The 26,043-nt window shown below is 61.9% G+C and carries 22 protein-coding genes; 19 read left to right on the top strand and 3 right to left on the bottom strand.

What is annotated here, in order from left to right:
- Positions 1 to 40 precede the first annotated feature (40 nt).
- Both NCS67_RS10715 and NCS67_RS10710 read left to right on the top strand, forming a co-directional pair.
- Positions 41 to 1,369: a C4-dicarboxylate transporter DctA gene (locus tag NCS67_RS10715; RefSeq protein ID WP_250435187.1), complete on the top strand. Its 1,329-nt coding sequence runs from the start codon at positions 41 to 43 to the stop codon at positions 1,367 to 1,369.
- Positions 1,370 to 1,448: 79 nt separating this feature from the next.
- Positions 1,449 to 1,958 carry an ureidoglycolate lyase gene (locus tag NCS67_RS10710; RefSeq protein WP_008342867.1) on the top strand — a complete coding sequence of 170 codons (510 nt, stop codon included), beginning with the start codon at positions 1,449 to 1,451 and terminating at the stop codon, positions 1,956 to 1,958.
- A 141-nt stretch (positions 1,959 to 2,099) separates the two neighbouring features.
- Here the strand turns inward: NCS67_RS10710 and fur are convergent, their stop codons facing one another.
- Positions 2,100 to 2,528 carry a ferric iron uptake transcriptional regulator gene (gene fur / locus NCS67_RS10705; RefSeq protein WP_008342866.1) on the bottom strand — a complete coding sequence of 143 codons (429 nt, stop codon included), beginning with the start codon at positions 2,526 to 2,528 and terminating at the stop codon, positions 2,100 to 2,102.
- A gap of 194 nt (positions 2,529 to 2,722) precedes the next feature.
- On the opposite strand from fur, the gene NCS67_RS10700 reads away from it, so the two are divergent.
- The 9 genes from NCS67_RS10700 to NCS67_RS10660 all read left to right on the top strand — a co-directional run bounded on the left by NCS67_RS10700 (position 2,723) and on the right by NCS67_RS10660 (position 11,855).
- On the top strand, positions 2,723 to 3,523 hold the full coding sequence (locus tag NCS67_RS10700) for an outer membrane protein assembly factor BamE (protein WP_033537302.1): 801 nt from the start codon (positions 2,723 to 2,725) through the stop codon (positions 3,521 to 3,523).
- A 118-nt stretch (positions 3,524 to 3,641) separates the two neighbouring features.
- Entirely contained in the window at positions 3,642 to 4,439 is a 798-nt protein-coding gene (gene dapB / locus NCS67_RS10695) for a 4-hydroxy-tetrahydrodipicolinate reductase (RefSeq protein ID WP_008342862.1), read from the top strand.
- Between the two features lie 6 nt (positions 4,440 to 4,445).
- Positions 4,446 to 5,111, top strand: coding sequence for a MotA/TolQ/ExbB proton channel family protein (locus tag NCS67_RS10690; protein WP_239295143.1), 666 nt, complete (start codon positions 4,446 to 4,448; stop codon positions 5,109 to 5,111).
- Positions 5,112 to 5,121: 10 nt separating this feature from the next.
- Complete coding sequence (locus NCS67_RS10685; protein ID WP_239295142.1) at positions 5,122 to 5,562, top strand: ExbD/TolR family protein; 441 nt, start codon at positions 5,122 to 5,124, stop codon at positions 5,560 to 5,562.
- A gap of 193 nt (positions 5,563 to 5,755) precedes the next feature.
- Positions 5,756 to 8,350, top strand: coding sequence for a leucine--tRNA ligase (gene leuS, locus NCS67_RS10680; RefSeq protein ID WP_250435184.1), 2,595 nt, complete (start codon positions 5,756 to 5,758; stop codon positions 8,348 to 8,350).
- A 92-nt stretch (positions 8,351 to 8,442) separates the two neighbouring features.
- A complete protein-coding gene (locus tag NCS67_RS10675; protein ID WP_409014118.1) occupies positions 8,443 to 8,952 on the top strand; it encodes an LPS-assembly lipoprotein LptE in 510 nt (169 codons plus the stop codon).
- Positions 8,953 to 8,974: 22 nt separating this feature from the next.
- A complete protein-coding gene (holA, locus tag NCS67_RS10670) occupies positions 8,975 to 10,066 on the top strand; it encodes a DNA polymerase III subunit delta (RefSeq protein ID WP_250435182.1) in 1,092 nt (363 codons plus the stop codon).
- An 88-nt stretch (positions 10,067 to 10,154) separates the two neighbouring features.
- Entirely contained in the window at positions 10,155 to 11,426 is a 1,272-nt protein-coding gene (locus NCS67_RS10665) for a glutamate-5-semialdehyde dehydrogenase (protein WP_250435180.1), read from the top strand.
- Between the two features lie 12 nt (positions 11,427 to 11,438).
- Positions 11,439 to 11,855, top strand: a complete 417-nt coding sequence (locus NCS67_RS10660; protein ID WP_008342849.1) for a CopD family protein — start codon at positions 11,439 to 11,441, stop codon at positions 11,853 to 11,855.
- On the opposite strand, the gene NCS67_RS10655 is transcribed toward NCS67_RS10660, so the two are convergent.
- Entirely contained in the window at positions 11,842 to 13,707 is a 1,866-nt protein-coding gene (locus NCS67_RS10655; protein WP_250435177.1) for a hypothetical protein, read from the bottom strand. The two genes, NCS67_RS10660 and NCS67_RS10655, sit on opposite strands and share 14 nt — an antisense overlap.
- 86 nt (positions 13,708 to 13,793) lie before the next feature.
- Positions 13,794 to 14,633 carry a MurR/RpiR family transcriptional regulator gene (locus NCS67_RS10650; protein ID WP_241814131.1) on the bottom strand — a complete coding sequence of 280 codons (840 nt, stop codon included), beginning with the start codon at positions 14,631 to 14,633 and terminating at the stop codon, positions 13,794 to 13,796.
- A gap of 299 nt (positions 14,634 to 14,932) precedes the next feature.
- On the opposite strand from NCS67_RS10650, the gene edd reads away from it, so the two are divergent.
- From edd to NCS67_RS10610, 8 genes are all read left to right on the top strand, one after another.
- Positions 14,933 to 16,885, top strand: a complete 1,953-nt coding sequence (gene edd, locus NCS67_RS10645; RefSeq protein ID WP_239295135.1) for a phosphogluconate dehydratase — start codon at positions 14,933 to 14,935, stop codon at positions 16,883 to 16,885.
- 91 nt (positions 16,886 to 16,976) lie between these two features.
- Positions 16,977 to 17,609, top strand: coding sequence for a bifunctional 4-hydroxy-2-oxoglutarate aldolase/2-dehydro-3-deoxy-phosphogluconate aldolase (gene eda / locus NCS67_RS10640; RefSeq protein ID WP_250435175.1), 633 nt, complete (start codon positions 16,977 to 16,979; stop codon positions 17,607 to 17,609).
- Positions 17,610 to 18,136: 527 nt separating this feature from the next.
- A complete protein-coding gene (locus NCS67_RS10635) occupies positions 18,137 to 19,297 on the top strand; it encodes a DUF2827 domain-containing protein (RefSeq protein WP_284504071.1) in 1,161 nt (386 codons plus the stop codon).
- Positions 19,294 to 20,445, top strand: coding sequence for a DUF2827 domain-containing protein (locus tag NCS67_RS10630; RefSeq protein ID WP_250435173.1), 1,152 nt, complete (start codon positions 19,294 to 19,296; stop codon positions 20,443 to 20,445). Before NCS67_RS10635 ends, NCS67_RS10630 begins: the two co-directional genes overlap by 4 nt.
- A 45-nt stretch (positions 20,446 to 20,490) precedes the next feature.
- Positions 20,491 to 21,618, top strand: coding sequence for a DUF2827 domain-containing protein (locus NCS67_RS10625; protein ID WP_250435171.1), 1,128 nt, complete (start codon positions 20,491 to 20,493; stop codon positions 21,616 to 21,618).
- 378 nt (positions 21,619 to 21,996) lie between these two features.
- Positions 21,997 to 23,400: a YadA-like family protein gene (locus NCS67_RS10620; RefSeq protein ID WP_284504070.1), complete on the top strand. Its 1,404-nt coding sequence runs from the start codon at positions 21,997 to 21,999 to the stop codon at positions 23,398 to 23,400.
- A gap of 667 nt (positions 23,401 to 24,067) precedes the next feature.
- Complete coding sequence (locus NCS67_RS10615) at positions 24,068 to 25,432, top strand: GntP family permease (RefSeq protein WP_239295129.1); 1,365 nt, start codon at positions 24,068 to 24,070, stop codon at positions 25,430 to 25,432.
- Between the two features lie 10 nt (positions 25,433 to 25,442).
- On the top strand, positions 25,443 to 25,940 hold the full coding sequence (locus NCS67_RS10610) for a gluconokinase (protein WP_250435167.1): 498 nt from the start codon (positions 25,443 to 25,445) through the stop codon (positions 25,938 to 25,940).
- Positions 25,941 to 26,043: the final 103 nt, after the last annotated feature.

Raw genomic sequence — 26,043 nt, 5'->3', positions numbered from 1 at the left:
CAGTCGCTCTGGTCCCGAGACATTACACGAGGAGACGGTCGTGTCGAGATTTCTGAATTCGCTGTTCGGCAGGGTGATGATCGCGCTGGTCATCGGCGTGGTGGTCGGCGCGCTGTTTCCGCATTTCGGCCAGTCGTTGCGGCCTTTGGGCGACGGTTTCCTGAAGCTCATCAAGATGGTGATCGGGCCGATCGTGTTCTGCGTCGTCGTGAGCGGCATGGCGAGCGCGGGCGATCTGAAGAAAGTGGGACGCGTCGGGCTGAAGGCGGTCGTCTACTTCGAGATCATGACGACGCTCGCACTTGTCATCGGCGCGCTGCTCGCATGGTTCACGCGGCCGGGCGTCGGCATGAACATCGATCTGCATTCGCTCAATGCCGCGTCGCTCGCGACCTACACGGAGCACGCAAAAAGCCTGAAGGACACCGCGGGCTTCCTGTTGAAGATCATCCCCGACACCGCGATCGACGCTTTCGCCAAAGGCGACATCCTGCAAGTGCTCGTGTTCGCGATCCTGTTCGGCTCGGCGCTCTCGATGCTCGGCGAAAAGGCACAGCGCGTGACGGTTTTCATCGACGAGCTGTCGCATGTGTTTTTCCGCATCATGGCGTTCATCATCAAGCTCGCGCCGCTCGGCGTGCTCGGCGCGATCGCCTTCACGACCGGCCAGTACGGCGTCGCGTCGCTCAAGCAGCTCGGCCTGCTCGTGATTGTGTTCTACGCGAGCTGCTTCCTGTTCGTGTTCGTCGTGCTGGGTATCGTGATGCGCCTCGCGGGCTTCTCGATCTTCAAGCTCGTGCGCTATCTGCGCGAGGAATTGTCGATCGTGCTCGGCACCGCGTCGTCGGATGCCGTGCTGCCGCAGATCATGCGCAAGCTCGAATGGATGGGCGTGAAGGATTCGACCGTCGGTCTCGTGATTCCGACCGGCTACTCGTTCAACCTCGACGGCTTCTCGATCTATCTCACGCTCGCGGTGATCTTCATCGCGCAGGCGACCAACACGCCGCTGTCGATGCATGACCTGATCGTCGTCGTGCTCGTGTCGCTGGTGACGTCGAAGGGCGCGCACGGCATTCCCGGCTCCGCCATCGTGATTCTTGCCGCGACGCTCTCCGCCATTCCCGCCATTCCCGTGCTCGGCCTCGTGCTGATCCTGCCGGTCGACTGGTTCGTCGGCATCGCGCGCGCGGTGACGAATCTGATCGGCAACTGCGTCGCGACGGTGGTCGTCGGCGTCTGGGAGAACGACATCGACCGGGCGCGCGCCAAACGCGTGCTAGATCAGGACGCCGAGTATCGCTTCGTGCCCGCCGCGCCGCAATCGGAGCAAGGCGCGCACGGCAACGAACACGCGCACGCGATCTGACTCGACGCAACCCGGGCATTGAAATGACCGACTGTCGCGACACGCACCTCGCGGAATCGCGCATCTTCGGAGGAATCGAATGAAAACATTGACGCTCGAACCGCTCACGCGCGAAGCCTTCGCCCCGTTCGGCGATGTCATCGAACTCGAAGGCGCGCGTCATTTCCCGATCAACGCGGGCACGACGGAGCGCTTTCACGATCTCGCGAACGTGGAAGTCGGCTTCGAAAGCGGAGGGCGGCCGCTTATCAACGTGTTTCGCGGCCAGCCGCGCCCACAGCCGGTCGTGGTTTCGATGATGGAGCGCCATCCGCTCGGCAGTCAGGCTTTCGTGCCGCTCGCGGACGTGCGCTATCTCGTGGTCGTCGCGCCTGCGGGCGAGTTCGATGCGGCTGGTCTGCGGGCCTTTTACGCGCGCGGCTGGCAGGGCGTGAACTATGCGCGCGGCGTGTGGCATCACCCGCTGATCGTGCTCGACGAGCCGGGCGATTTCATCGTCGTCGATCGCGGCGGCGACTTGCCGAATTGCGACGAAATCGACCTGCCCGAACGTTACGCGCTGATCGAAGCGGCCGCGCGCGCAGCTTGATACAACATGCGGTAATCGAAATGCAATTGCGAATCGATCGCATGCGCATAACATGAAACGTACGGGCGAAACGAAACCGCCGTCCATCGCGAGATGAACGGCGGTTTTTTCATCCGCGCGCCCAAGAGCGGCGCGCGAAGCTCAATGCTTGCGGTGCGGGCAGTTTTCCTTCGTGCATGCGCCGTACAGCGCGAGCGCATGCTCGTGGAGCTTGAAACCGCGTTCCTTCGCGATCGATTGCTGACGGCGTTCGATCTCCGCATCGAAAAACTCTTCGACGCGGCCGCAGTCGATGCACACGAGGTGATCGTGGTGCGATCCCTCGTTGAGCTCGAAGACGGCCTTGCCCGATTCGAAATTGCTTCGCGACAGCAGGCCGGCTTGCTCGAACTGCGTGAGCACGCGATAAACCGTCGCAAGACCGATATCGAGCTCTTCGTTGAGCAGGCTTCGATACACGTCTTCAGCGGTCAGATGGCGCACCGGACTGTGCTGGAAAATTTCGAGAATCTTGAGGCGGGGCAGGGTCGCCTTGAGCCCGATATTCTTGAGATCGGCGGGATTGGTCATGGCTAGGCATCCCTAGAGTACAATTCAAGGTTCTCATAGTAATGCGTTTTGCCAAATCCTGACATCCCAAGCGGCGTCAAGGCGTCAAGGTGAATTAGCTGAATGAGGGCCGAAATGAGTGCGGCCTTGAAGCGCCTCGCGTGAAAGGTGAAATGTTTTCCAAATATTTATCGAATTGCAGGGAGAGCCGTCGCATGCGGGGAACCGTAATAGCAGCAACCTTGGCCGCATTGCTCGCCGGCTGCTCGACGTACGACAGCGTCACGCAGAAGATCGCGCAAAGCATCACGCCGTACCGGATAACGGTTGTGCAAGGCAATTTCGTTTCGGCGGAAGCCGCGGCGCAGATGCAGGTCGGCATGTCGCGTGATCAGGTGAAGCAACTCCTCGGCACGCCGCTTCTGACGGACATGTTCCACGCCGATCGCTGGGACTACGTGTTCTATTTCAAGCGTGGGTCGACATCCGTCGTTCAGCAGCGTGACTTCGTCGTCAACTTCGCGAGCGATCGCGTCGTGAGCTGGTCGGGCGGCGAGAATCTGCCGTCGAACCTCGAGCTGCTCGCCGAAATCGACGGCGACAAGGGCGTCAAGGTCGCGAAGCCCGCGACGCCGGCGGCGGCATCCGCGCCGGTGGCGTCGACCGCGGCGGTGACAGCGCCGGTCGGCGAGCCGTCGACGCAACCGAATACGGCAGCGGCATTTGCCGGCGATGCGAACCAGGAAGCCGCGCAGGCCGCGAACCGCGCAACGGCGCAAGTCGAAATGCCGACGGGGCGTCAGCGCTCCTCGGCGTTCAGCAGCGCGCCGACGAGCTCGGGCGGCGCGCCGGGTTCCACCAACAGTTCCGGCAGCAACTCGCAGATTCAGCTGCAGCGCCGCCCGCAGACGATCAACATTCCGGACAGCAGCGCGGTCGGTCCGGCGGGTTCGTCGCCGGCTCCGGCCAACGCAAGCGGCCAGGCGCAGTTCTATCTGCCGCAGCAAAGCCAGTAAGCAGTTCAGCCGCTCGAGGACGAAGCCGCGCCATGCGTCGACGCGGCGCCGCTTCATCCGCACAGCCCATTCGCATCATCCGTCGCGCGTGCCGCGCGCGATTCAACACGAGACTGCCATGAAGATCGCCATTGCCGGCGCGTCGGGCCGCATGGGCCGGATGCTGATCGAAACCGTCCTCAACGAGCCCGAAGCGCAACTCGCCGGCGCCCTCGACCGCCCCGGCGCGCCGCAGCTCGGACAGGACGCGGGCGCGTTCCTCGGCAAGACCACGGGCGTGTTGCTGACGGACGACATCGAGCGCGTGTTCGCCGACGCCGACGCCCTCATCGACTTCACGCGTCCCGAAGGCACGATGGCGCATCTGGAAGCGGCGCTGCGGCACAACGTGAAGATGATCGTCGGCACGACCGGCTTTTCGGACGAGCAAAAGGCGCAACTGAAGCAGGCGGGCGAGAAGATCGGCGTCGTGTTCGCGCCGAACATGAGCGTCGGCGTGAACGTCACGTTGAAGCTGCTCGAATTCGCCGCGAAGCATTTCGCGACCGGCTACGACATCGAGATCATCGAGGCGCACCATCGTCATAAGGTGGATGCGCCGTCGGGCACCGCGCTCGGCATGGGCGAAGTGATCGCCAAGGCGCTCGGCCGCGATCTGAAGGACTGCGCCGTGTACGCGCGCGAAGGCGTGACCGGCGAGCGCGATCCGTCGACGATCGGCTTTTCCGCGATTCGCGGCGGCGATATCGTCGGCGATCACACGGTGCTCTTCGCGGGCATCGGCGAGCGCATCGAGATCACGCACAAGTCGGCGAGCCGTCTGTCGTACGCGCAGGGCGCGCTGCGCGCCGCGCGTTTCCTCGAAGGGCACGACAAGGGCTTCTTCGACATGCAGGACGTACTCGGCCTGCGCTGATTTTTTATGGCAGCAACGGGCGTCATTCATTACCTTCAATCCGGCGATGCCGTGACGCACGCGGTCGCGGGTCTGCTGCTCGCCATGTCGCTCGCGAGCTGGTGTTTCCTGCTCGTGAAGGCGTGGATTCTGGCGCGCGCCAAGTGGCAAGGTCCGCGCGCATTGCAGCGTTTCTGGCAGGCGCCGAGTTTGAAGGATGGCATCGGCGCATTGCAGCGCGCGGATCGCGAGCGTGTGTTTCTGCCACTCGCTGAAGCCGCGTGGCGCGCATCGGAAGCTGAAATGCCCGGCGCGATGCTCGCCCGCGTCGAGCGCAGCGAGCGCGTGTTGCGCGCGCTGCGTCATGCGTTGCTGCGTTCGCAACGAAGGCTCGAATTCGGTCAGGTTCTGCTCGCATCGGTGGGGAGCACGGCGCCTTTCGTCGGCTTGCTCGGCACCGTCTGGGGCATTTATCACGCGCTGTCGAACATCGCGTCGAGCGGTCAGGCGATGATCGAAAACGTCGCCGGGCCGGTCGGCGAGGCGCTCATCATGACGGCGTTCGGTCTCGTCGTCGCGATTCCCGCCGTGCTCGCGTACAACATTCTCGGGCGCTACGTGCGGCAGATTTCCGAGGAACTCGACGGATTCGCGCACGATCTGCATGCGTTCGTGTGCGGTCCGGCCGAATAGGAACGCGGCGATGGCCTTCGGCGGACTCGACAAGAAGACGAACGGTGCGCCGATGGCGGACATCAACATGACGCCGCTCATCGACGTCATGCTCGTGCTGCTCGTCATCTTCATCATCACCGCGCCGCTTTTCACGCACGCGATCCGGCTCGATTTGCCGAAAGTCTCGTCGCAGCCCGCGCGCGAGACGCCGCAAACCGTCACGCTGTCCATCGACGACGCCGGCAAGCTCTTCTGGAACGACACGCCCGTCACTTTCGATCAGATGCGCGCGCGTTTCGCCGACGCGGGCAAGAGCGCGCAGAAGCCGGAACTGCATCTGCGGGCGTCGAGCGCGACGCGCTACGACGTCATCGCGCAGGTAATGGGCGCGGCGCAGCAGGCCGGTCTGGAGCGCATCGGCTTCGTCACGCAGCCCGCGAAACCGCAGCAGCCAGCGCGCGCGCAATAAGCGCGCGAACCGGCGCGCATCGAACGGTATAATCGCGGTTTCCCCGTTCGGCGGGCCTTGGCCCGAGCCAGCAGGCCCGAATTCCGACGCCGCGCCGTGTCAGCAATGCCGCAGCGCCCGGACTCGTTGCCCGAATCGATAGCGGCGAGTCCCAAAGTCCGTTCCCAGCATTTGCCGAAAGCCAAACCACACCATGCACGATAAATACGCACCCGCCGACGTCGAATCCGCCGCGCAGAGCAACTGGCGCGCGAACGACGTCTACCGGACGACCGAGACGTCGGCCAAGCCCAAGTTCTATTGCGTCTCGATGCTGCCGTATCCGTCGGGCAAGCTGCACATGGGTCACGTGCGCAACTACACCATCAACGACGTGATGTACCGTTACTTGCGCATGAACGGCCACAACACGCTGATGCCGATGGGCTGGGACGCGTTCGGCATGCCCGCCGAAAACGCGGCGATGGCGAACAACGTGCCGCCGGCGAAGTGGACGTACGAGAACATCGCGTACATGAAGAAGCAGATGCAGTCGATGGGCCTCGCCATCGACTGGTCGCGCGAAGTCGCCACCTGCTCGCCGGATTACTACAAGTGGAACCAGTGGCTGTTCCTGAAGATGCTGGAAAAGGGCATCGCGTACAAGAAGACGGGCACGGTCAACTGGGATCCGGTCGATCAGACCGTGCTCGCCAACGAGCAGGTCATCGACGGGCGCGGCTGGCGCTCGGGCGCGCTCGTCGAAAAGCGCGAAATCCCGATGTACTACCTGCGCATCACCGATTACGCGGATCAACTGCTCGACGATCTCGACGGCCTCGGCTGGCCCGAGCGCGTCAAGATCATGCAGCAGAACTGGATTGGCAAGAGCTTCGGCGTGAACTTCGGCTTCCCGTATGAAATCGACGGCGAAGCGAAACTGTTGCGCGTATTCACCACGCGCGCCGACACGATCATGGGCGTCACGTTCGCGGCGGTCGCGGCGGAGCATCCGCTCGCCACGCGCCTCGCGCGCGACAACGCCGATCTCCAGGCGTTCATCGACGAATGCAAGCGCGGTGGCGTGGCCGAAGCCGATGTCGCGACGATGGAAAAGAAGGGCGTGCCGACCGGCTTCTTCGTCACGCATCCGCTGACGGGCGCACAAGTCGAAGTGTGGATCGGCAATTACGTGCTGATGTCCTACGGCGAAGGCGCGGTGATGGGCGTGCCGGCGCACGACGAGCGCGATTTCGCGTTCGCGAAGAAGTACAAGCTGCCGATCAAACAGGTGATCGATGTCGAGGGCAAGACGTACTCGACCGACGCCTGGCAAGAATGGTACGGCGACAAGACCGCGGGCAGGCTCATCAACAGCGGCAAGTACGACGGCCTGACGACGGAAGAAGCCATCGACGCGATCGCCGCCGATCTGAAGGCGAAGAACCTCGGCGACAAGCAGGTCACCTGGCGTTTGCGCGACTGGGGCATCTCGCGCCAGCGCTACTGGGGCACGCCGATTCCGATCATCCATTGCCCGTCGTGCGGCGACGTGCCGGTGCCGGAGAAAGATCTGCCGGTCGTGCTGCCGGAAGACCTCGTGCCGGACGGCTCGGGCAACCCGCTCGCGAAGTCGGAAGCGTTCGTGAACTGCACGTGCCCGAAGTGCGGCGCGGCGGCGAAGCGCGAAACCGACACGATGGACACCTTCGTCGATTCGTCCTGGTACTTCTCGCGCTACACCGCGCCGGACGCGCCGACGATGGTCGACGAGCGCACCGATTACTGGATGCCGATGGATCAGTACATCGGCGGCATCGAGCACGCGATTCTGCACCTCTTGTACTCGCGCTTCTGGACCAAGGTCATGCGCGACATGGGCCTCATCAAGTTCAGCGAGCCCGCGAAGAATCTGCTCACGCAGGGCATGGTGCTGAACGAAACGTTCTATCGCGAGGACGCGAGCGGCAAGAAGACTTGGTACAACCCGCTCGAAGTCACGGTCACGCACGATGAAAAGGGCCGCCCGACGGGCGCGACGCTGAACGCGGACGGCCAGCCGGTCGTGCTCGGCGGCGTCGAGAAGATGTCGAAGTCGAAGAACAACGGCGTCGATCCGCAAACGCTGATCGATCAGTACGGCGCCGACACGGCCCGCCTTTTCGTGATGTTCGCCGCACCGCCCGAGCAGTCGCTCGAATGGTCGGGCGCGGGCGTCGAAGGCGCGAGCCGCTTCCTGCGCCGCGTGTGGTACTTCGCGCATGACAACGCCGATGCGCTGCGTCAGCACGCGAAGCTCGACGCATCGAAACTCGGCGACGCCGAGAAGACCTTGCGCCGCGAAATCTATACCGTGCTGAAGCAGGCCGATTTCGACTACGGCCGTCTGCAGTACAACACGGTCGTGTCCGCCGCCATGAAGATGCTCAACGCGGTCGAAGGCGCGAAGAACGTCGGCGCCGGCGTGCTGAACGAAACCTTCGGCGTGCTGTTGCGCGTGCTGTATCCGGTCGTGCCGCACATCACGTTCCAGTTGTGGTCGGAACTCGGCTACGAGAAGGAATTCGGCCCGCTCCTCGACGCGCCCTGGCCGAGGGTCGACGAAGCCGCGCTCGAGCAGTCGGAAATCGAGCTGGTGCTGCAGGTCAACGGCAAGGTACGCGGTGCGCTGACGGTCGCGAAGGAGGCATCGCGCGAAGACATCGAAAAGGCCGCGATCGCGCACGAAATGTTCGAGAAGTTCGCCGAAGGCCGCACACCGAAGAAGGTGATCGTGGTGCCGGGGCGTCTCGTCAACGTGGTCGTCTGATGCGCACAACCAAGGGAGTGGATGTGACCGGCAAAGTCAGCGCGAGCAGGCGCTCGTTTCTCTCGTTCGTCCCGCTCCTCGGCGGCGCGGCGATGCTGTCCGCGTGCGGCTTCCAGCTTCGCGGCCAGCAGGACTACGCGTTCAAGCGGCTCGCGATCACCGGCGGCACGCCGCAGATGGTCGCGCGCCTCGAGCGCATGGTTCAGGGCGGCAGCGACACCGTGATCGTCAAACCGTTCGAGAAGCCGGACGCGACGCTCAATTTGAATGAAGGCCAGGGCATGCGCACGCTGAGCCTGAACGCGCAGGGCGTGATCCAGGAATACGAGCTCGTCTTCTCGCTGAACTACACACTGCTCGGCGCCGACGGCACGTTACTGATTCCGCCGAGCACCATCGCGCTGAATCGCTCGATGACATACAGCGATCAATACACGCTCGCGAAATCGCAGGAAGCGACGCTGCTCTACAACGACATGCGCAACGACGCCGTCGATCAGCTGACGCGCCGTCTCGCGACCGTGCGTTCGCTGCATCCGGCGCCGGGCGAGCAGACGCCGGGCGTCTCGCCGCGCGCGCCGCTGCCGGTGCCGCCGCTTTGATCGGCCGGGTTCGCTTGGCATCATGCAACTGAAGCTCGACGCGCTCGAAGCGCATCTCGCGAAAGGCCTGAAAGGGCTGTACGTCGTCTACGGCGACGAGCATCTGCTCGCGCAGGAAGCGTGCGACCGCATTCGGGCAACGGCGCGCGCGGCGGGCTTCACCGATCGCACGGTGTTCACGGTCGAGCGTGGATTCGACTGGAGCGCGCTCATCGGCGCAACGCAGTCGATGTCGCTGTTCGGCGACCGTCAACTGATCGAACTGCGCATTCCGACCGGCAAGCCCGGCAAGGAAGGCGCGGAAGCGCTGAAGACGCTCGCCGACGCCGATAACCCGGACGTCGTGACACTCGTCACGCTGCCGCGTCTCGACGGCGCGACGCAGAAATCCGGCTGGTTCACGGCGTTGCTGGGCGCGGGCGTCGCGTTGAAGGTCGATCCGATCGAGCGCGCGCAATTGCCCATGTGGGTTGGCCAGCGCCTCGCGCAGCAAGGCCAGCGTGTCGCGCCGGGCGAGGAAGGGCGGCGCGCGCTGTCGTTCATCGCGGAACGCGTGGAAGGCAATTTGCTCGCCGCGCATCAGGAAATCCAGAAGCTCGGGCTGCTGTATCCCGAGGGCGTGCTCACGTTCGAGCAGATTCACGACGCGGTGCTGAACGTCGCGCGCTACGACGTGTTCAAACTCAACGAAGCGATGCTGACGGGCGATGTCGGCCGTCTCGCGCGCATGCTCGATGGCCTCAAAGGCGAAGGCGAGGCGGCAGTGCTCGTGCTGTGGGCGCTCGTCGAGGAAGTTCGCACGCTGCTGCGCATCAAGCGCGGCGTCGCATCGGGCAAGCCGCTCGCGACACTCATGCGCGAGAACCGCGTCTGGGGCCCGCGCGAACGGCTGATCGGCCCGGCGCTCTCGCGCGTGACGGACGAGGCGCTGGAAAAGGCGCTGTCGCTGGCGGCGCGGCTGGATCGGCAGGTGAAGGGACTGTCGGGCAGCACGGGCAAGCGCGGCAGCGAGCCGCCGCCGGATCCGTGGGCCGGCATGTTCGAACTGGCGATGGCCGTCGCGCACGGCGGCAAGACGGCGCAGCGCGCGCCAGCGCCACGACCGCGTCGCTAGAACGCTTCCGTCACGCGCTGTTGCAATCTGTGCAACAGCTTAGAATGAACTTTTCGACGCGCGCAGCGCCGACGCAACGAGACCCACGATGAACATCGATCAATACATGACCGACCTCGGCCGCCGCGCCCGCAAGGCGTCGCGCGCGATGGCGCGGGCGTCCACGGCGGCGAAGAACGCGGCGCTCATCAAGGTGGCCGACGCCATCGAGCGCGAGCGCGAAGCGCTTAAGGAAGCGAATGCGCGCGATCTCGCCCGCGCGCGCGAGAAGGGTCACGACGCGGCGTTCATCGACCGCCTGACGCTTTCGGACAAGGCGCTGAACACGATGGTCGAAGGCTTGCGTCAGGTCGCCGCGCTGGCCGATCCGATCGGCGAGATCAGCGGGCTCAAGTTCCGTCCGAGCGGCATTCAGGTCGGGCAGATGCGCGTGCCGCTCGGCGTGATCGGCATCATTTACGAATCGCGGCCCAACGTGACCATCGACGCCGCCGCGCTCTGTCTCAAATCCGGCAACGCGACCATTCTGCGCGGTGGCTCCGAGGCGCTCGAGTGCAACACGGCGCTCGCGAAGCTGATCGGCGTCGGGCTCGAAGCGGCGGGCTTGCCGCAGGACGCGGTGCAGGTCGTCGAGACGGCGGATCGCGCGGCGGTCGGCAAGCTCATCACGATGACCGAATTCGTCGACGTGATCGTGCCGCGCGGCGGCAAGAGCCTGATCGCGCGCCTGATGGAAGAAGCGCGCGTGCCGATGATCAAGCATCTCGACGGCATCTGCCACGTCTACGTCGACGATCGCGCCGATCTCGCGAAAGCAGCGGCCATTTGCGACAACGCGAAGACGCATCGTTACGGCACCTGCAACACGATGGAAACGCTGCTCGTCGCGCGCGGCATCGCGAACGAGGCGCTGCCGCAACTCGCGCGCGCGTTCCAGGCGAAGGACGTTGAGTTGCGCGTCGATGGGCAAGCGCGCGCCGTGCTCGAAGCGGCGCACGTCGGCTCGCTCGTCGATGCGACCGAAGAAGACTGGAGCACGGAATATCTGGCGCCGGTGCTGGCGATCAAGGTCGTCGGCGATCTCGACGAGGCGATCGAGCACATCAACACATACGGCTCGCACCACACGGACGCCATCGTCACCGAAGACCACGACCGCGCGATGCGCTTCCTGCGCGAAGTCGATTCGGCGAGCGTGATGGTCAACGCATCGACGCGTTTCGCGGACGGCTTCGAATTCGGTCTCGGCGCGGAAATCGGCATCTCGAACGACAAGCTGCATGCGCGCGGACCGGTCGGTCTCGAAGGGCTCACGTCGCTCAAATATGTCGTGCTGGGGCGCGGCGAAGTCCGTCAATGAAAATCAGAACCGATGCTCTGGATCAAATCGCTGCATATCGTGCTCGTCGCTTCATGGTTCGCGGGGCTGTTCTATTTGCCGCGCATCTTCGTGAACCTTGCGATGGAGAAAGACCCCGCGGCCACCGCGCGTCTGCTCCTCATGGCGCGCAAGCTCTTTCGCTTCATGACGTTCATCGCCGTGCCCGCGCTCGCGTGCGGGCTGTGGCTGTGGCTCGTCGTGGGCATCGGCGCGGGGCAGGGCTGGCTGCACGCTAAGCTGACGATCGTCGTCTTGCTGATCGCCTATCACGCATATTGCGGGCGCTTGCTGCACACGTTTCAGCGCGGCGAAAATAAGCGTTCGGACAAGTGGTATCGGATGTATAACGAGCTGCCGGTGCTCGGGCTGCTCGGCGCGACGCTGCTCGTCGTGATCAAGCCGTTCTGACGCGTTCCTGCTTCACCAGATCGAGGACCATTTCCCCGAACACTTCGGGACGGCCGTCGAAGAAACGCTGGACCACATTCTTCTCGAGCATGTAGCGGCGCAGCGATCCGCGTTCTTCGTGATTGTTCGCGAGCCTGACCGCCGCTTCGACATATTCCTCGACCGTGTCCGCGACCAGCCAGCCGGGCATGTACGCGCGCATGAACATGGCGCCGTCGATGCGCTCGAACACTTCCCGCCCTGTCTTGCACACGCCCGGCAAACCGACGGTGAACGCGTCCACGATGCCGTTCGTGTTGCCGAACGGGAAGGGGCTCAGGAACATGTCCATGTCGTTGAGATAGCGGATGTATTTCATGTAGGGCTGCTGCGGAACGATTAGCGCGTTCCGTTTCGCAAACGTCTCCACGGCGGATTTCGCCAGGTGCAACAGCGCGACGGCGTTTCCACCGCTAGTCAGAAAATGGAAGCGGACCGGGGCGCGGCTGCGCTCGGAAATTTTTCGGCATGCCGCCAGAAAACCGGGCGAGAGCTTCATCAGGCTGGCAGCAATGCCTATGTTGATTTCCGCCGACGGCTTCTTTGCCGGAAAGTCGATCGCCTTCATCGCGCCCGAAGGTCGATAAGGCTGGCCATCTTTCGGAAGTCTCAATAGCTTTTCGCTGAAACATGCCGGATCGCCGACGTAATCGTCTTCCACGCTGACGTAATCGATACAGTCCGAGCGAGTGGTCGCGGGATGGCCCAATGCCGCGATCTGAATCGGCGCGAGCCGCATGTTCGACACGTTGAGCGTCAACAACGACATGCCCACGCTCGGCATGTAGAGGACGTCGGGGCATTCGCGTTCGGCGAATTCGCGAATCGCGGCGAGTGTGCGACGGAAGCCTTCTTTGACTGGCAATTCGATCACGCGCGTGAAGACCTGCCGTCCGAGTTCGCCTATTGCGTCGGCATCGCACATCGCGACGATATCGAAACGAGCGCGCGCGGCCTGCAAATTGAGCGAATGAGTACGCATGATCGAATGGCCATCGCCGAATGCTTCGAGCACGACGAGCATGAGCGGTCGGGCTCGTTCGGCCCGTCGCGACGCGGTGAGCTTCGTGTCGAGATCGGTCAGGCCCGTCGCCGCGAGCGTCTTGCGCACGAGCTTGTTGATGCTGCGTTTGATTGCATGCCTGTCCTCGATTTCGGCATAGGTGCAGTGCATGTAAAGGCCCAGCAGCGGGTCCATCTCGATTTCCCAGAGATCGCTCTGCTGGTCAAGTGTCCTGTCGAGCCAGCTGAGGAGCGCCTCACGTTTGCGGTGCGCTTCGGTTGTGCCGGGAAGCATTTCGCCGGCTGTCGCAATGGCGAGATTGAGCGTCGGGATGGGGTCCGCACGCATGCAGGCGGAATAATCCATCGTCAGGCGCGATTCGGAATTGCACAGCAGATTGAGCCGTTTCACCGCGTCAGGATAGGGCAGTTCCACGGTTCCATCCTCGTGGACCACCGGAAGAAAACCCCGTGCGAGATGGTCTGCATTGGTAAGCGGCGCCGCGCCGAGAAAGCGCTGGACAAGCGAGCGGCAGCCTGAGAATTTCAGAAACCGCGATTCCGTGAGCGTGATTTCCGTATTCCCGAGGAGTGCAACGATGGCCGCCGCCACGCGGCTGACGAAGCGTTCGAGTTGGCGCTCCCTGCTGGGTGTCGGCCATATCGCGGAAGGCGCCACAAGAGTCAGCAAATCAGGAAATGGAACATCGCGCAGGTAATGATCGAATTCGCAAAGCAGCGCGATGGCTTCGTCCGGCTTTCCGCCATAAACACAGGATTCGAAGCGCTCGACAGTGAAGGAACAGTCCATGTTGCATGGTCCTGCAAGACATCCGGTTTGTGGGAAGAATAGGCGATGCATCGCCCTTCGTTCGACGTCGAAGCGAACTTCGCCGCTTACGCACCCACCCGCCGCCCTTCGAGCACGTCCTTCGCTTCCGCAAGCTTTTCCGCCAGCGCGGGTCCCCGCGCCAGGGCGAGGCCGACCGCCAGAATGTCGCCGATCGCGAGATGCGAAACGCGCGATGTCATCGGCGAAAAAATGTCGGTGTCTTCATCGACGTTCGCGAACAATCCGACTGTCGCGAGACGCGCGAGCGGCGAGTTGCCGTGCGTGATCGCGATAACCTTCGCCCCGCCGTTCAGCGCCGATCGGCACGCATCGAGAATGTCTCGCGTGCGTCCTGTATTCGATATCGCGACGACTACATCGCCCGCACCGAGAAGCGCCGCCGAGGTGGTGTAGGTGTGCGGGTCCGAGTATGCGACAGACGGCACGCCCAACCGAAAAAATTTGTGCTGCATGTCGAGCGCGGCGATGCCCGACCCGCCCGCGCCGTAGAACTCGATGCGCCGTGCATCCGCGAGCATCGCGATTGCCGCCGCGACGCTGTCCGACGACAGGCTGTTGCGCACCGCGATCAATGCGCCGATGGTCCGGTCGAGCACCTTCGCCGCGACGCCTGCGGCCGGTTCGTCGGTGCGTACGTCGCGATACACCGTGGGAACATCCGCTGCTACGCCTTGCGCCAAGCGAATCTTGAACTCGCGAAATCCCGAAAAGCCGAGCGCCTGACAGAAACGCGCAATCGTCGGCTGGCTGACGCCCGCGCGCGCGGCGAATTCGGTCATCGACAGGTCGAGCACCTCGCGCGGCGCTTCCAGCACGTACTCAGCCAGCTTGCGCTCGGACGGACGCAGTTGCGCGCGCATCGCTTCGACTTGGGACAGCAACATCGGAATTCTCGCCTATTCTGAAAATTGCTACGGACTATAACGGATGATCGGTTTTGTACAAATACTACATACGTCGTATTCGGAATCTTAGGGAAATCCCGTAAACGTCCGTGTGGTAAGCGTCTTGTTCATGTGACTGCTTGTCGCTCTGGCCAGGTTTTCGATTGTCATCGTGTAGTTTTTCTCCTAAACTCGCGAGACACGGCGCCCATCACAAGACAACGATTCAAACGCCGTCCCTCGCAATGTTCAACCCAATCTCAACGGCAGGCAGCCGGGAGTGAGACGAAGGAGCTTCGATGGTTTCCCCGCATCCGCAACTCAAGAACGTCACCGATCGCATCATCGAACGCAGCAAGCCGACGCGCGCAGCCTATCTCGCGCGCATCGACGCGGCGCACGGCCTGTTCCCGGCGCGCGGTGCGCTGTCCTGCGCCAATCTCGCGCACGGCTTCGCCGGCCTCGAGGGCCAGGAAAAGTTCGCGATCAAGGCGGTGCGCGAGCCGAACATCGGTATCGTGTCGTCTTACAACGAGATGCTCTCCGCGCACGCGCCGTACAAGAGCTTTCCGGACATCATCAAGCAGGCGGCGCGCGCGCATGGCGGCATCGCGCAATTCGCGGGCGGCGTGCCGGCTATGTGCGACGGCATCACGCAAGGCAACGCGGGCATGGAGCTGTCGCTGTTCTCGCGCGAAGTCATCGCGATGAGCACGGCCGTGGCGCTGACGCACAACATGTTCGACGCGGCGCTGTGCCTCGGCGTGTGCGACAAGATCGTGCCCGGACTCGCGATCGGCGCGCTGCAGTTCGGCCATCTGCCGACCATTTTCGTCCCAGCCGGCCCGATGACGAGCGGTCTCACTAACGACGAAAAAGCCAAGGTGCGCCAGGAATTCGCGACCGGCAAATGCGATCGCGGCGCGCTGCTCGAAGCCGAAGCGGCGGCGTATCACGGTCACGGCACCTGCACGTTCTACGGCACCGCCAACAGCAATCAGATGCTGATGGAAGTGATGGGCCTGCATCTGCCGAGCGCGGCGTTCGTGCATCCGCATACGGAACTGCGCGACGCGCTCACCGCCGAGGCCGCGCGCCGCGTGCTCGATATCACGCTCGAACGCGGCAACTACACGCCGATCGGTCATGTCGTCGATGAAAAGGCGATCGTGAACGGCATTGTTGCGCTGCTCGCGACGGGCGGTTCGACCAATCACACGCTGCATCTCGTGGCGATCGCGCGGGCGGCGGGCATCGTGATCGACTGGAACGATTTCGACGAGCTGTCGCAGGTCGTACCGCTGCTCGCGAAGATCTACCCGAATGGCAAGGCCGACGTGAATCACTTCCACGCAGCAGGCGGCGTCGCGTTCCTCGTGCGCAATCTGCTCGAAGGCGGGCTGCTGCATGAGGACGTGCAGACGGTCGTCGGCAAAGGGCTGTCGCATTACACCAAGGAGCCGAAGCTCATCGACGGCAAACTGCAATGGGTCGACGGCGCGGCAGAGAGCCACGACACGAAGGTGCTGCGCGCGATCGGCGAGCCGTTCCAGCCGGACGGCGGACTGCGGCTGATGCAGGGCAAGCTCGGGCGCGGCGTCATCAAGATTTCGGCGGTGGCGCCGGAGCATCGTGTGGTGAAGGCGCCGGCCATCGTGTTCAATTCGCAGGAAGAAGTGCAGGAAGCGTTCGACAAGGGCGAACTGAAGCGCGATTTCGTCGCCGTCGTGCGTTTCCAGGGCGCGCGCGCGAATGGCATGCCGGAGTTGCATCGATTGACGCCGCTTCTGGGCGTATTGCAGGATCAGGGCTTCCATGTCGCGTTAGTGACCGATGGACGCATGTCGGGCGCATCGGGCAAGGTGCCGGCGGTCATTCACGTATCGCCGGAAGCGCTGCTGCAAGGTCCGCTCGGCAAGGTCCGCACCGGCGACATGCTCGTGATCGACGCGCCCGCGGGCGTGCTCGACATCGAAATCGATGCGAACGAGTGGGCTTCACGCGAAGTCGAGGCGCCGCTGCATCAGGCGGAGAACGAAGCGGGCTTCGGCCGCGAGTTGTTCGGCGTGTTCCGCAGCGCGGCGTTGCCGGCGGAGCAGGGCGCGTCGGTCTTCGGCGCGTTGATCGGCGCGGCAGCAAGCCACGACGGACACGCGCACGCGACGGCCGCCGCGCCCGAACGAAACGCGCTTCGCGACAATGCGCGGGCGGCTGCGTCGGCGCTGAACAAGGCGCACGCCACGAATCACTGAACGGAACAACGAAGGGCGTAACGCCCGGAACCTGAGAGAAACCCGCGGACAGACCCCAAGGGCGCCGCTCAAAAACCAGGAGTCGCATCAAATGAAAACGGTAAGCGAAATCGTGCGTCTGGGACCGGTGATCCCGGTTCTGGCTTTCGAAACGATCGAGCAAGGCGAGCACGTGTCGCGTGCGCTGCATGCGGGCGGCGTGAAGGTGCTGGAAATCACGCTGCGCACGCCGGCGGGCATCGGCGCGATCGAGCGCGCGAGCCAACTGGCGGACGATATCGTCGTCGGCGTGGGCACCATCACGAAGCCGGAGCATTGCGCGCAGGCGAAGAAGGCGGGCGCGCAATTCGGCGTGTCGCCCGGTCTCACGAAGGACATGCACAAGGCCGCGCAGGACGCCGGATTGCCGCTCCTGCCGGGCGTGATGACGCCAAGCGATATCATCACGGCGATGGAACTCGGCTATGAAATCGTCAAGTTCTTTCCGGCGCAACAGGCGGGCGGCATTCCGATGCTTCAGGCGTTCTACGGACCGTTCCCGAACCTGAGATTCTGTCCGACGGGCGGCATCACGGCGGAAACCGCATCGAGCTTCCTGGCGCAGCCGAATGTGGTGTGCGTCGGTGGGTCGTGGCTCACGCCGAAGGCCGCGCTCGCCGCGCAGAACTGGGAAGAAGTCACACGCCTCGCGCGGGCGGCGAGCGAATTGGCGCCGCATAAGTAAATTGCTGCACTAATCGAAAACGCGTCACGGCCGTGCAAGCGGCCGGGCGCGTATTGTTTTTTCGCCTTTCGGTCGGGGCAATTCGTGCCCGACGATGCTCCTCTTCCGACATGCTTTCGCGTGCGCCGTCAGTCGAGCGCGCGAACATCAAGCTTTTTCGTCAAGCGATTCGATCAATATTTGAATCGGATAAATCCAAATTTCGAAACGCATTGTGTTTAAGACGTTTTGCGCATTTTAAGACTCGGATAAGACTAGTCTCATTAATCCCTGATTCACTGGGAATTCTAGAGATTCTTCTATATATTTAGCTTTCAGAAGTTCCCCGATATATCCAATCGCGGAAGCGAAGAAGATCAGGACGGTTCGGCGCATTCTGCACCATTCCTCCTTGCTTCCGCGCGATGCTGCTCGCACCAGCGCCGATCCCGCCGCACCAGCGTTCAACCGTGCCGGCCGAAAGATCGACTTGCCGCGGAACCTCTTCTTCAGAAAGCGAAATTTAATATCTTTAGGATGCCAATCCGATGACCATCCGAGTCGGAATATCAGTCGTCACGCATCAAGGCCAAAACATCTGGCAAAACGGCCTGGGCCAGAACGTGATCTTTCTGTCGGAAGCGCTTCAAAAGCTTCCGTTCATCGAGAGTGTTTCGCTCATCGACGTGGGCGACCAGAACGCATTGCCTCCGCAAGTGGACGCCGCGTCGAAAGGCCTGCGCATCATGCGGATTCATGAGGCGACCGACGCCGTCGACGTCATCTTCGAAATGGGCGGCGCGCTCGACACCGAATGGCTCGATCTCATGCGCGCGCGTGGCAAGAAAGTCGCGTATTACTGCTGCGGCCAGCCGTACGTGGGGCTCGTCGAAGCGCCAGTGTTCGACAAGCCCGTGCACGTCATGCGCGCGGACCGTTACGACCAGGTCTGGCTGATGTCGAAGGATCGCGCGTCCGTCCCGATGATGCGTACGCTGCATCGCTGTCCCGTTCATATCATTCCGTTCATCTGGCATCCGCAGTTCATCGAGAGCCGCATCGTCGAAGTCGAGGAGCACGGTCTGCGCTACGGCTACGAGCGCCGCGCGGACAAGTCGGCTCAACCTGCCATCCAGCCGCAAGGTTTCCGGGTCGCAATGTTCGAGCCGAATATTTCGGTGGTGAAAACATCGAGCATTCCGATGCTCGTCTGCGAAGAGGCGTATCGCGCGGATCGTTCGAGCGTGTCCGCCATGCATGTGCTCAATTCCATGCACATGAAAGATCACCCGACGCTCATGTACATGGCCAACTCGCTCGACATCGTGAAAGACTCGAAGGCGACGTTCCATGGCCGTAACGATATCGCCGGCTTCATGGCGCAATTCGCCGATGCAGTCGTGTCGCATCAGTGGGGCAACGATCAGAATTACCTGTATCTGGATGTGCTCTACGGCGGCTATCCGCTCGTCCACAATTCGCCGTGGCTGAAGGATGCCGGCTACTACTATCCGGGCTTCGACGCGCAAGAGGGCGGACGTCAGCTGCTGCGCGCGTTCCGCGAGCATGACGATAATCTCAATGCATATCGCGCAAACGCGCAGCGCGTCATCGACGCGGTCAGTCCTTTCAATCAAGCCAACCTGGATGCGTTCGCCGAACGGTTGATCAACCTTTGTGAGGGCAGCAAGCTCGAGGTAGGCGTATGAACATGCAAAGCAAATCCCGCATGCCGGAGCGGATCAACGTCGGCGTTTCCATTTTCATCCGCAAAGGCGAGCAGTCGCTGTGGGAAAACGGCATCTTCCAGAACTGCCTTTATCTCGTGATGTTGCTCATGCGCTCGCCGCGCGTGAAATCGACTTATCTGGTGACGGGCGGCGGCGACGGCGGCCCCGAAGACGCAAAGCGTTTCCTGTCCGATTCGCCTGTGCCGCTCATCGACATGGAAACGGCCATGTCCAAGCTCGACGTCATGATCGAAATGAGCGCGCAACTCAGCAAGGAATGGGCGATCAAGTTCCGCGAGAAGGGCGGCAAGGTCATCACGATGCGCGTCGGTAACGACTATGTCATCGATATCGAGCGCATGGTCTTCAATCTCCAGCACGCGCTGCTGATTTCGGGCGCGCCTTACGACGAAGTCTGGACGCTGCCGGAATACGAAGTCAGTTGCAAACCGTACTTCGAAACGCTCTTCCGCGCGCCGGTCAAGCTCATGCCGCACCTGTGGAGTCCGGTCGTGCTCGAACGCGAAGCGGCGAAGCTGTCGAACGGTCAGAAGTTCGGTTATCAGCCGGGGCGCCGGCGTTGGCGCGTCGGAATTTTCGAGCCGAACGTCTGCATGGTGAAAACGAGCTATATCCCGATGCTCGCCTGCGACGTGGCGCATCGCGAGAATCCGGACATGCTCGAACGCGTATGGGCCTACAACACGTTCAAGCTGAAGGATCACGCGGCGTTCGTCGGTTTCGCGCACAGTCTCGATTATGTGAGACACGGGCTCGGCAACTTCGAAGGACGCTTCCCGTTCGCGCAGATCGTGCCGGCTTCCGTCGACGCGGTCGTGAGCCATCAGTGGGAAAACCCGCAGAACTACGTGTATTACGAAGCGCTCTACGGCGGCTATCCGCTGATTCACAACTCGCATCTGATCGGCGAGTGCGGCTATCGCTATCACGATTTCGATTGCGAAGAAGGCGGCCGCGCGTTGCTTCGCGCCTTCGCCGAGCACGATGCCAATCTCGAAAGCTATCGCGCGACCGCGAAGAAATTCCTTCACACGCTCGATCCGGAAAACGAAGACAACGTGCGGATCTACACGCAGGCGATCGAGGCCGTCTACGCGAAGGCGTGAGTTCGGGATTCAGGCATCTGCCGCGAGGCAACGGAGTTAAATGGAATGAAGAAGTTGCGAATTGGCATCACGATCGGCCTGTTTCACGAGGCCGAAACGTTGTGGAACAACGGTATCAAGCAGAACGCGGTGTTTCTCGCGGAAGCGCTCAAGAACTGTCCGAACGTCGAGAGCGTCGTGCTCGTCAACACGACGCATGTGGCGATCACGAACCAATTGCCCTGGGATCTCGAGCGCTGGCCCACCGTCACATTCGATGACGCGAAGGACAAGGTCGATGTGCTGATCGAACTCGGCGGCCAGATCGACGCGAACGCGACGGCTTATCTGAAAGAGCGGGGCGCGCGGCTCATCTCTTATTGTTGCGGTTTCGAATACGTCCACGCGATGGAGTCGATTCTGTTCAACAGACCCACTTTCGGCGACAACCTGTTCGTCAACCAGCGCTATGACGACATCTGGATGATTCCGCAAGTCGCGAACATCAGCGCGCCGTACTTCGAGGTGATGCGTCGTCAAACCGCGCGGGTCGTGCCGTTCATCTGGAGCCCGATGTTCCTGAACGCGCGTACCGTTTCGTTGCCGCATTCGGGCGAGTATCAGCCGCACGCGGGGCCGCGTCGCCTGAGCGTGATGGAGCCGAATATCAACGTCGTGAAATTCTGTCTCTATCCGGCGATGATCGCGGAATTGGCGTATCGCGAACGGCCGGACGACATTCAGCTGCTTCAGGTGACCAACGCGCAGAATCTCGCCACGCAGTGCCGCGAATTCATTGTGTTGATGAACCAGCTCGACATCGTGCGGAACCACAAGGCGGTGTTTCTCGGACGCTTCGACACGCCGACATATCTTGCCGAGCATACGGATATCGTCGTGTCGCATCAGTGGGAAAATCCGCTGAATTACTTCTATCTGGAGGTTTGCTGGCAGGGTTATCCGCTTGTCCACAACGCTACGTTGTGTACCGATCTGGGTTACTACTACCGCGACAATAACGTTGCCGAAGGGGCACGCCGCGTGGTCGAGGCAATCGATCAGCATGATGCGAACGTGGGCCGTTACCGGGACGAGCAGCGCGCGGCAATCGCGCGTTTTCTGCCAGACAACGCGGAACTGGTAAGCGGATACGCCGGTTTGCTCGATGAACTTGTGAAAAAGCCGCTGCGTTAAATCTCTACAAAACGCGGTTCGGCTCGACGCCGAGGCTGATCACTTAGATCAGCCTCGGCGTTTTACTTTGACGTGTTGATTCCCGTTCGTCTGCTTTTCTCAATGAGCGGTGCGACTTTGCGCCTCAGCTTTGCGTCCAAAATAAGAACAAATAAGACATATCCGAGCATTAGTTAATCGGACTGGCAATATGGTCCGTTTGAATCGGATTAATCCGAAACACGGCAAAACATCTTCCTCCGCTTTTTCCACCTCACTTGCGCGAATTTAGGACATGTCCGCTTCATCGAAGTGGCGAGTCTGAATATTCTCTGCAGTGGTCAAAGTTGTTTCCTTTGTTTTTGTGAAGACGCTCGTTTTTGTGGGTCAATTCGGTTTATGAATAAGTCATACCGCAGTATTTGGAATGAGAAGGTAGGGACGTTCGTTGCAGTCGCCGAGACTGCAATGGCGCGAGGCAAGAAGAGTTCTGGCGGCGCGGTATGCGACCTAGAAGACGGTCAGAGCGCCATATTAGCGGCTTACCGGCAGGAAGATAACGATCCGCGCGACGTGTTCCGTGTGGCGGCAGGCGTCGGCGCGTCGGTGGCGATGCTATTTGGCGGTTCGACGGCTTGGGCTCAGAACTCCTCGATGTCGCTGTGCGATGGCGGCACCGGATACGTTTACAAGTCCAACTCAGCGACACCGACAGCTGATTCCGGTACCTACTGCGCCGGCGGCTTTAGCGGAGTCGTACTAAGCGCCGGCACCGGCTCCAGCGCCAATTCAATCTCCATCAGTAACACTACCGGCATCACGTTCACCGGAAATAACATCGCCTTCTCGAACGGGAACGTGAGTTTCTCAGGCAAGAACCTTGTCAACCTGAAAGACGGGAACATCGCGGTCGGAAGCATGGACGCCATCAATGGCGGGCAATTGTTCACGGTGTCCAGTTCGGCGTCGACCAGCATCAGTTCCCTGTCGACGTCGGCCGTCACGTTCGACACGACGTCGACCGGAGAGACGGACTACAGCAACATCACGCTGGCCGGCAAGGACGGAACGACCATTCACAATGTGAGTACCGCCATCGCCCCGACTGACCTTGTCAACAAGGCGCAGTTGGATGCGCTGTCCAGCCAGATTGCGAACATAACGACTTCCGATAACCCGTTGTTCGCAGCGGACGGCAATCGTGCAACCGAAGCGGCTGTAGCAAGCGGCACCCATGCGACGGCAAGCGGCGCGAAGGCTCAGGCAACGGGTGCGAACTCGGTCGCCAACGGCTCGAGCGCGGTTGCCAGCGGCGTCGGCGCGGTGGCTATCGGTGCGAACACGCGGGCAACGGCGGATGACTCCGTCGCGCTGGGCGCGAGCTCGGTGGCTGATCGTGCGAACACGGTGTCGGTTGGCGCAGCGGGTAGCGAGCGCCAGATCACCAACGTGGCTGCCGGTACGGAAGGCGCGGATCTGGTCAACGTCAACCAGTTGAACGATGCGGTCACGCAATCGAACAGCTACACCGACAGCGTCGTGAATGGCATGCAAGGCGCCGTCGCCGAGGTGGGTCGTAACGCCTACTCGGGCATCGCTGCGGCAACGGCGTTGGCGATGATCCCGAACATCGACCAGGACAAGATCATGTCGGTCGGTGTGGGCGGTGCGACGTATCAGGGTTACGCGGCAGCGGCCGTTGCGGTCAACCTCCGTGTCACCCAGAACCTGGTGCTGAAGGCCGGTGCTGGTTCGAGCCGCAACGGAACGGTGTACGGCGCTAACGCTTCGTACCGCTGGTAAGAGTGAGCGCCTGACCTGACGGTCAGGGAGTCTGGGCAATCGTGTTGTCACGCGATTGCCCAGATCGATCACTCGCCATTTGTCGACCATTACCTGTCAAACGCGAAATGTCTAAATTATTTTTCACGATCCTCGCTGCAGTCGGAGTGCTCTCCGCTTGCACGACGGACACGGGCTTGAGCTACTCCGCTCAAAATTTGAATGTTGCCGGTCAAAGCGGGGCGCAACGCGTCACCTGTTCGGGGCTGTTCGAATCGCAGAACAGTTGCGTGTCGAAGGCTGCCCGGATTTGCGAGGATCGCCAAGTAATCGTGGTTCAAGCCCTCGACAACCCGCAGCTCAGGCCAGGCGGAAGCCGCGCGCGCCAATTGGACTTCCAGTGCGCAGCGGCAACGAAGCCGGCGGCCTGATGCATTGCAAATCGTTCGGGCGAGAAGGCTTGAACTTCCATTCGAAACCGACGCTTACATGAGCGTCGGTTTTTTTTCGGCCGCGTTTCGCACGCGCGCGCTTCTCGCTGCCATTTCTCGGCCGACTTCCTCGCTTACAAGTAAAATTCCGTTGCCCAGCGCCGTGTTTGCGCTTGCCGGATGTTGCCGTGTGTGCAGTGCAACGACGGCAAACGCATACATAGCGCAAAAAACCTCAACAAAATCAAGGAGGCGTTATGCCAGCCGTCCACGGGAGCATGCTACTGCTCTACGCGGTGATCGCGATCGCGGTTCTGATCCTGATGATCGCCCGCTATAAGGTTTACCCGTTCCTCGTTCTCATGATCGTGTCCGTATTGCTTGCCCTCGCGGTCGGCATGCCGATGGACAAAATCGTGAAGTCGTTCGAAACCGGCAACGGAAATACGCTCGGTCACATTGCTGTCGTCGTCGGCCTTGGCACGATGCTCGGCAAGATGATGGCCGAATCGGGCGGAGCCGAGCGCATCGCCAATACGCTGATCAATCTCTTCGGTGAGAAGAACATTCACTGGGCCATGATGGTCGTCGCGATCATTGTCGGCTTGCCGGTGTTCTTCGAAGTGGGCTTCGTGCTGCTGATCCCCATTGCGTTCAACGTCGCGAAGCGCACCGGCAAGTCGCTGCTGCTGATCGGCCTGCCGATGGTCGCGGGTCTCTCGGTCGTGCACGGTCTGATTCCGCCGCACCCGGCCGCGTTGCTCGCGGTGCAGGCGTATCACGCGGATATCGGCAAGACGATCGCCTACGGTCTGCTCGTCGGCGTGCCGACTGCGATCGTCGCCGGCCCGCTGTTCGCGCTGCTGATCCACAAATACATCAAGCTGCCCGACGCCAACGCGCTCGCCGACCAGTTCACCCAGAAGCACGGCGATACGGAGAAGACGCGCGATTTGCCGAGCTTCGGCATCACGTTGTTCACCATTCTGCTGCCGGTCATTCTGATGTTGATCGGTAGCTGGGCCGATCTGGTCTTCACGCCGAAAACGCTGCCGAACGATTTGCTGCGCTTCATCGGCCAGTCGGATATGGCACTGTTGATCGCCGTGCTGGTCAGCTTCTGGACCTTCGGCGCGAAGCAGGGCTTCAACCGTGAGCAGATTCAGAAGTTCTGCGGCGAGTGCTTGGCGCCGATCGCGGGCATCACGCTGATCGTCGGCGCGGGCGGCGGTTTCGGCCAGGTTCTGCGCGATAGCGGGATCTCGCAGCAGATCGTCGCGAGCGCCTCATCGGCGAGTCTGTCGCCGCTGTTGCTTGGCTGGTTCGTCGCCGCGCTGATCCGTCTGGCGACGGGCTCGGCCACGGTCGCGATGACCACCGCCTGCGGCATCGTTGCGCCGATCGCCGCCGCGGCCGGCGGTCACACGAGCCCGGAACTGCTGGTGCTCGCCACCGGCTCCGGCTCGCTGATCTTCTCGCATGTGAACGACGGCGGCTTCTGGTTGATCAAAGAGTATTTCGGGATGACGGTCGGTCAGACGTTCAAGACGTGGTCGTTGCTCGAAACGATCATCTCTCTGATGGGCCTGGGCTTGACCTTCGTGCTCGCGATGTTCGTGTAAGGAGACTTCGATGATTTTGATCGCAATGGGCGTGTCGGGTGCCGGCAAGTCCCTCATCGGCGAGATGCTGGCGGAGCGGCTGCACTGCACTTTCACCGACGGCGACGCGTTCCACAGCGCCGCGAACAAGGAGAAGATGCACAAGGGCATCCCGCTGACCGACGAGGATCGCTGGCCGTGGCTCAAGACCATTCGTGCCGCGATCGAGGAAAAGCAGCGTGCGGGCGAGACGGCGGTATTTACGTGCTCGTCGCTGAAACGCTCGTATCGCGACATCCTGCGCGACGGCGATCGCGACGTGTGCTTCATCTATCTGCACGGTACGATGGATGTGCTTCGCGAGCGTCTCGGTTCGCGCACCGGACACTTCTTCGATCCCTCGCTGTTGCAGAGCCAACTCGACACGCTGGAAGAACCTGGCGAGGACGAGGCGATTACGGAAAGCATCGAGCTCACGCCCGAGCAGATCGTCGACAACGTGATCGAGAAGTTGAAGACGCGCAAATGACGCGCCAATGAAAAAAGCCCCGGAATTGAACTGCACCCCAAAAGTTGGACACCCGTTCAACGATTTGGGGTGTTTTTTCATGAGCAAGTACAGCGCACGACTC

It is taken from the genome of Caballeronia sp. ATUFL_F2_KS9A, assembly GCF_023630765.1.
GTDB lineage: Bacteria > Pseudomonadota > Gammaproteobacteria > Burkholderiales > Burkholderiaceae > Caballeronia > Caballeronia zhejiangensis.
Note: the sequence above shows the minus strand (reverse complement) of the source record. Positions and strands in the feature narration are given on the sequence as shown.

Excerpts from the sequence above, each read along its gene's own strand:
- NCS67_RS10665 (WP_250435180.1), top strand. The coding sequence starts at position 10,155 with ATGAACATCGATCAATACATGACCGACCTCGGCCGCCGCGCCCGCAAG.
- fur (WP_008342866.1), bottom strand. The coding sequence starts at position 2,528 with ATGACCAATCCCGCCGATCTCAAGAATATCGGGCTCAAGGCGACCCTG.
- NCS67_RS10675 (WP_409014118.1), top strand. The coding sequence starts at position 8,443 with ATGCTGTCCGCGTGCGGCTTCCAGCTTCGCGGCCAGCAGGACTACGCG.
- edd (WP_239295135.1), top strand. The coding sequence starts at position 14,933 with ATGGTTTCCCCGCATCCGCAACTCAAGAACGTCACCGATCGCATCATC.
- NCS67_RS10615 (WP_239295129.1), top strand. The coding sequence starts at position 24,068 with ATGCCAGCCGTCCACGGGAGCATGCTACTGCTCTACGCGGTGATCGCG.
- eda (WP_250435175.1), top strand. The coding sequence starts at position 16,977 with ATGAAAACGGTAAGCGAAATCGTGCGTCTGGGACCGGTGATCCCGGTT.
- NCS67_RS10655 (WP_250435177.1), bottom strand. The coding sequence starts at position 13,707 with ATGGACTGTTCCTTCACTGTCGAGCGCTTCGAATCCTGTGTTTATGGC.
- NCS67_RS10660 (WP_008342849.1), top strand. The coding sequence starts at position 11,439 with ATGCTCTGGATCAAATCGCTGCATATCGTGCTCGTCGCTTCATGGTTC.
- NCS67_RS10690 (WP_239295143.1), top strand. The coding sequence starts at position 4,446 with ATGGCAGCAACGGGCGTCATTCATTACCTTCAATCCGGCGATGCCGTG.
- NCS67_RS10635 (WP_284504071.1), top strand. The coding sequence starts at position 18,137 with ATGACCATCCGAGTCGGAATATCAGTCGTCACGCATCAAGGCCAAAAC.
- NCS67_RS10610 (WP_250435167.1), top strand. The coding sequence starts at position 25,443 with ATGATTTTGATCGCAATGGGCGTGTCGGGTGCCGGCAAGTCCCTCATC.
- NCS67_RS10650 (WP_241814131.1), bottom strand. The coding sequence starts at position 14,633 with ATGTTGCTGTCCCAAGTCGAAGCGATGCGCGCGCAACTGCGTCCGTCC.
- NCS67_RS10620 (WP_284504070.1), top strand. The coding sequence starts at position 21,997 with ATGAATAAGTCATACCGCAGTATTTGGAATGAGAAGGTAGGGACGTTC.
- NCS67_RS10685 (WP_239295142.1), top strand. The coding sequence starts at position 5,122 with ATGGCCTTCGGCGGACTCGACAAGAAGACGAACGGTGCGCCGATGGCG.
- NCS67_RS10630 (WP_250435173.1), top strand. The coding sequence starts at position 19,294 with ATGAACATGCAAAGCAAATCCCGCATGCCGGAGCGGATCAACGTCGGC.
- NCS67_RS10625 (WP_250435171.1), top strand. The coding sequence starts at position 20,491 with ATGAAGAAGTTGCGAATTGGCATCACGATCGGCCTGTTTCACGAGGCC.
- NCS67_RS10700 (WP_033537302.1), top strand. The coding sequence starts at position 2,723 with ATGCGGGGAACCGTAATAGCAGCAACCTTGGCCGCATTGCTCGCCGGC.
- holA (WP_250435182.1), top strand. The coding sequence starts at position 8,975 with ATGCAACTGAAGCTCGACGCGCTCGAAGCGCATCTCGCGAAAGGCCTG.
- dapB (WP_008342862.1), top strand. The coding sequence starts at position 3,642 with ATGAAGATCGCCATTGCCGGCGCGTCGGGCCGCATGGGCCGGATGCTG.
- leuS (WP_250435184.1), top strand. The coding sequence starts at position 5,756 with ATGCACGATAAATACGCACCCGCCGACGTCGAATCCGCCGCGCAGAGC.
- NCS67_RS10710 (WP_008342867.1), top strand. The coding sequence starts at position 1,449 with ATGAAAACATTGACGCTCGAACCGCTCACGCGCGAAGCCTTCGCCCCG.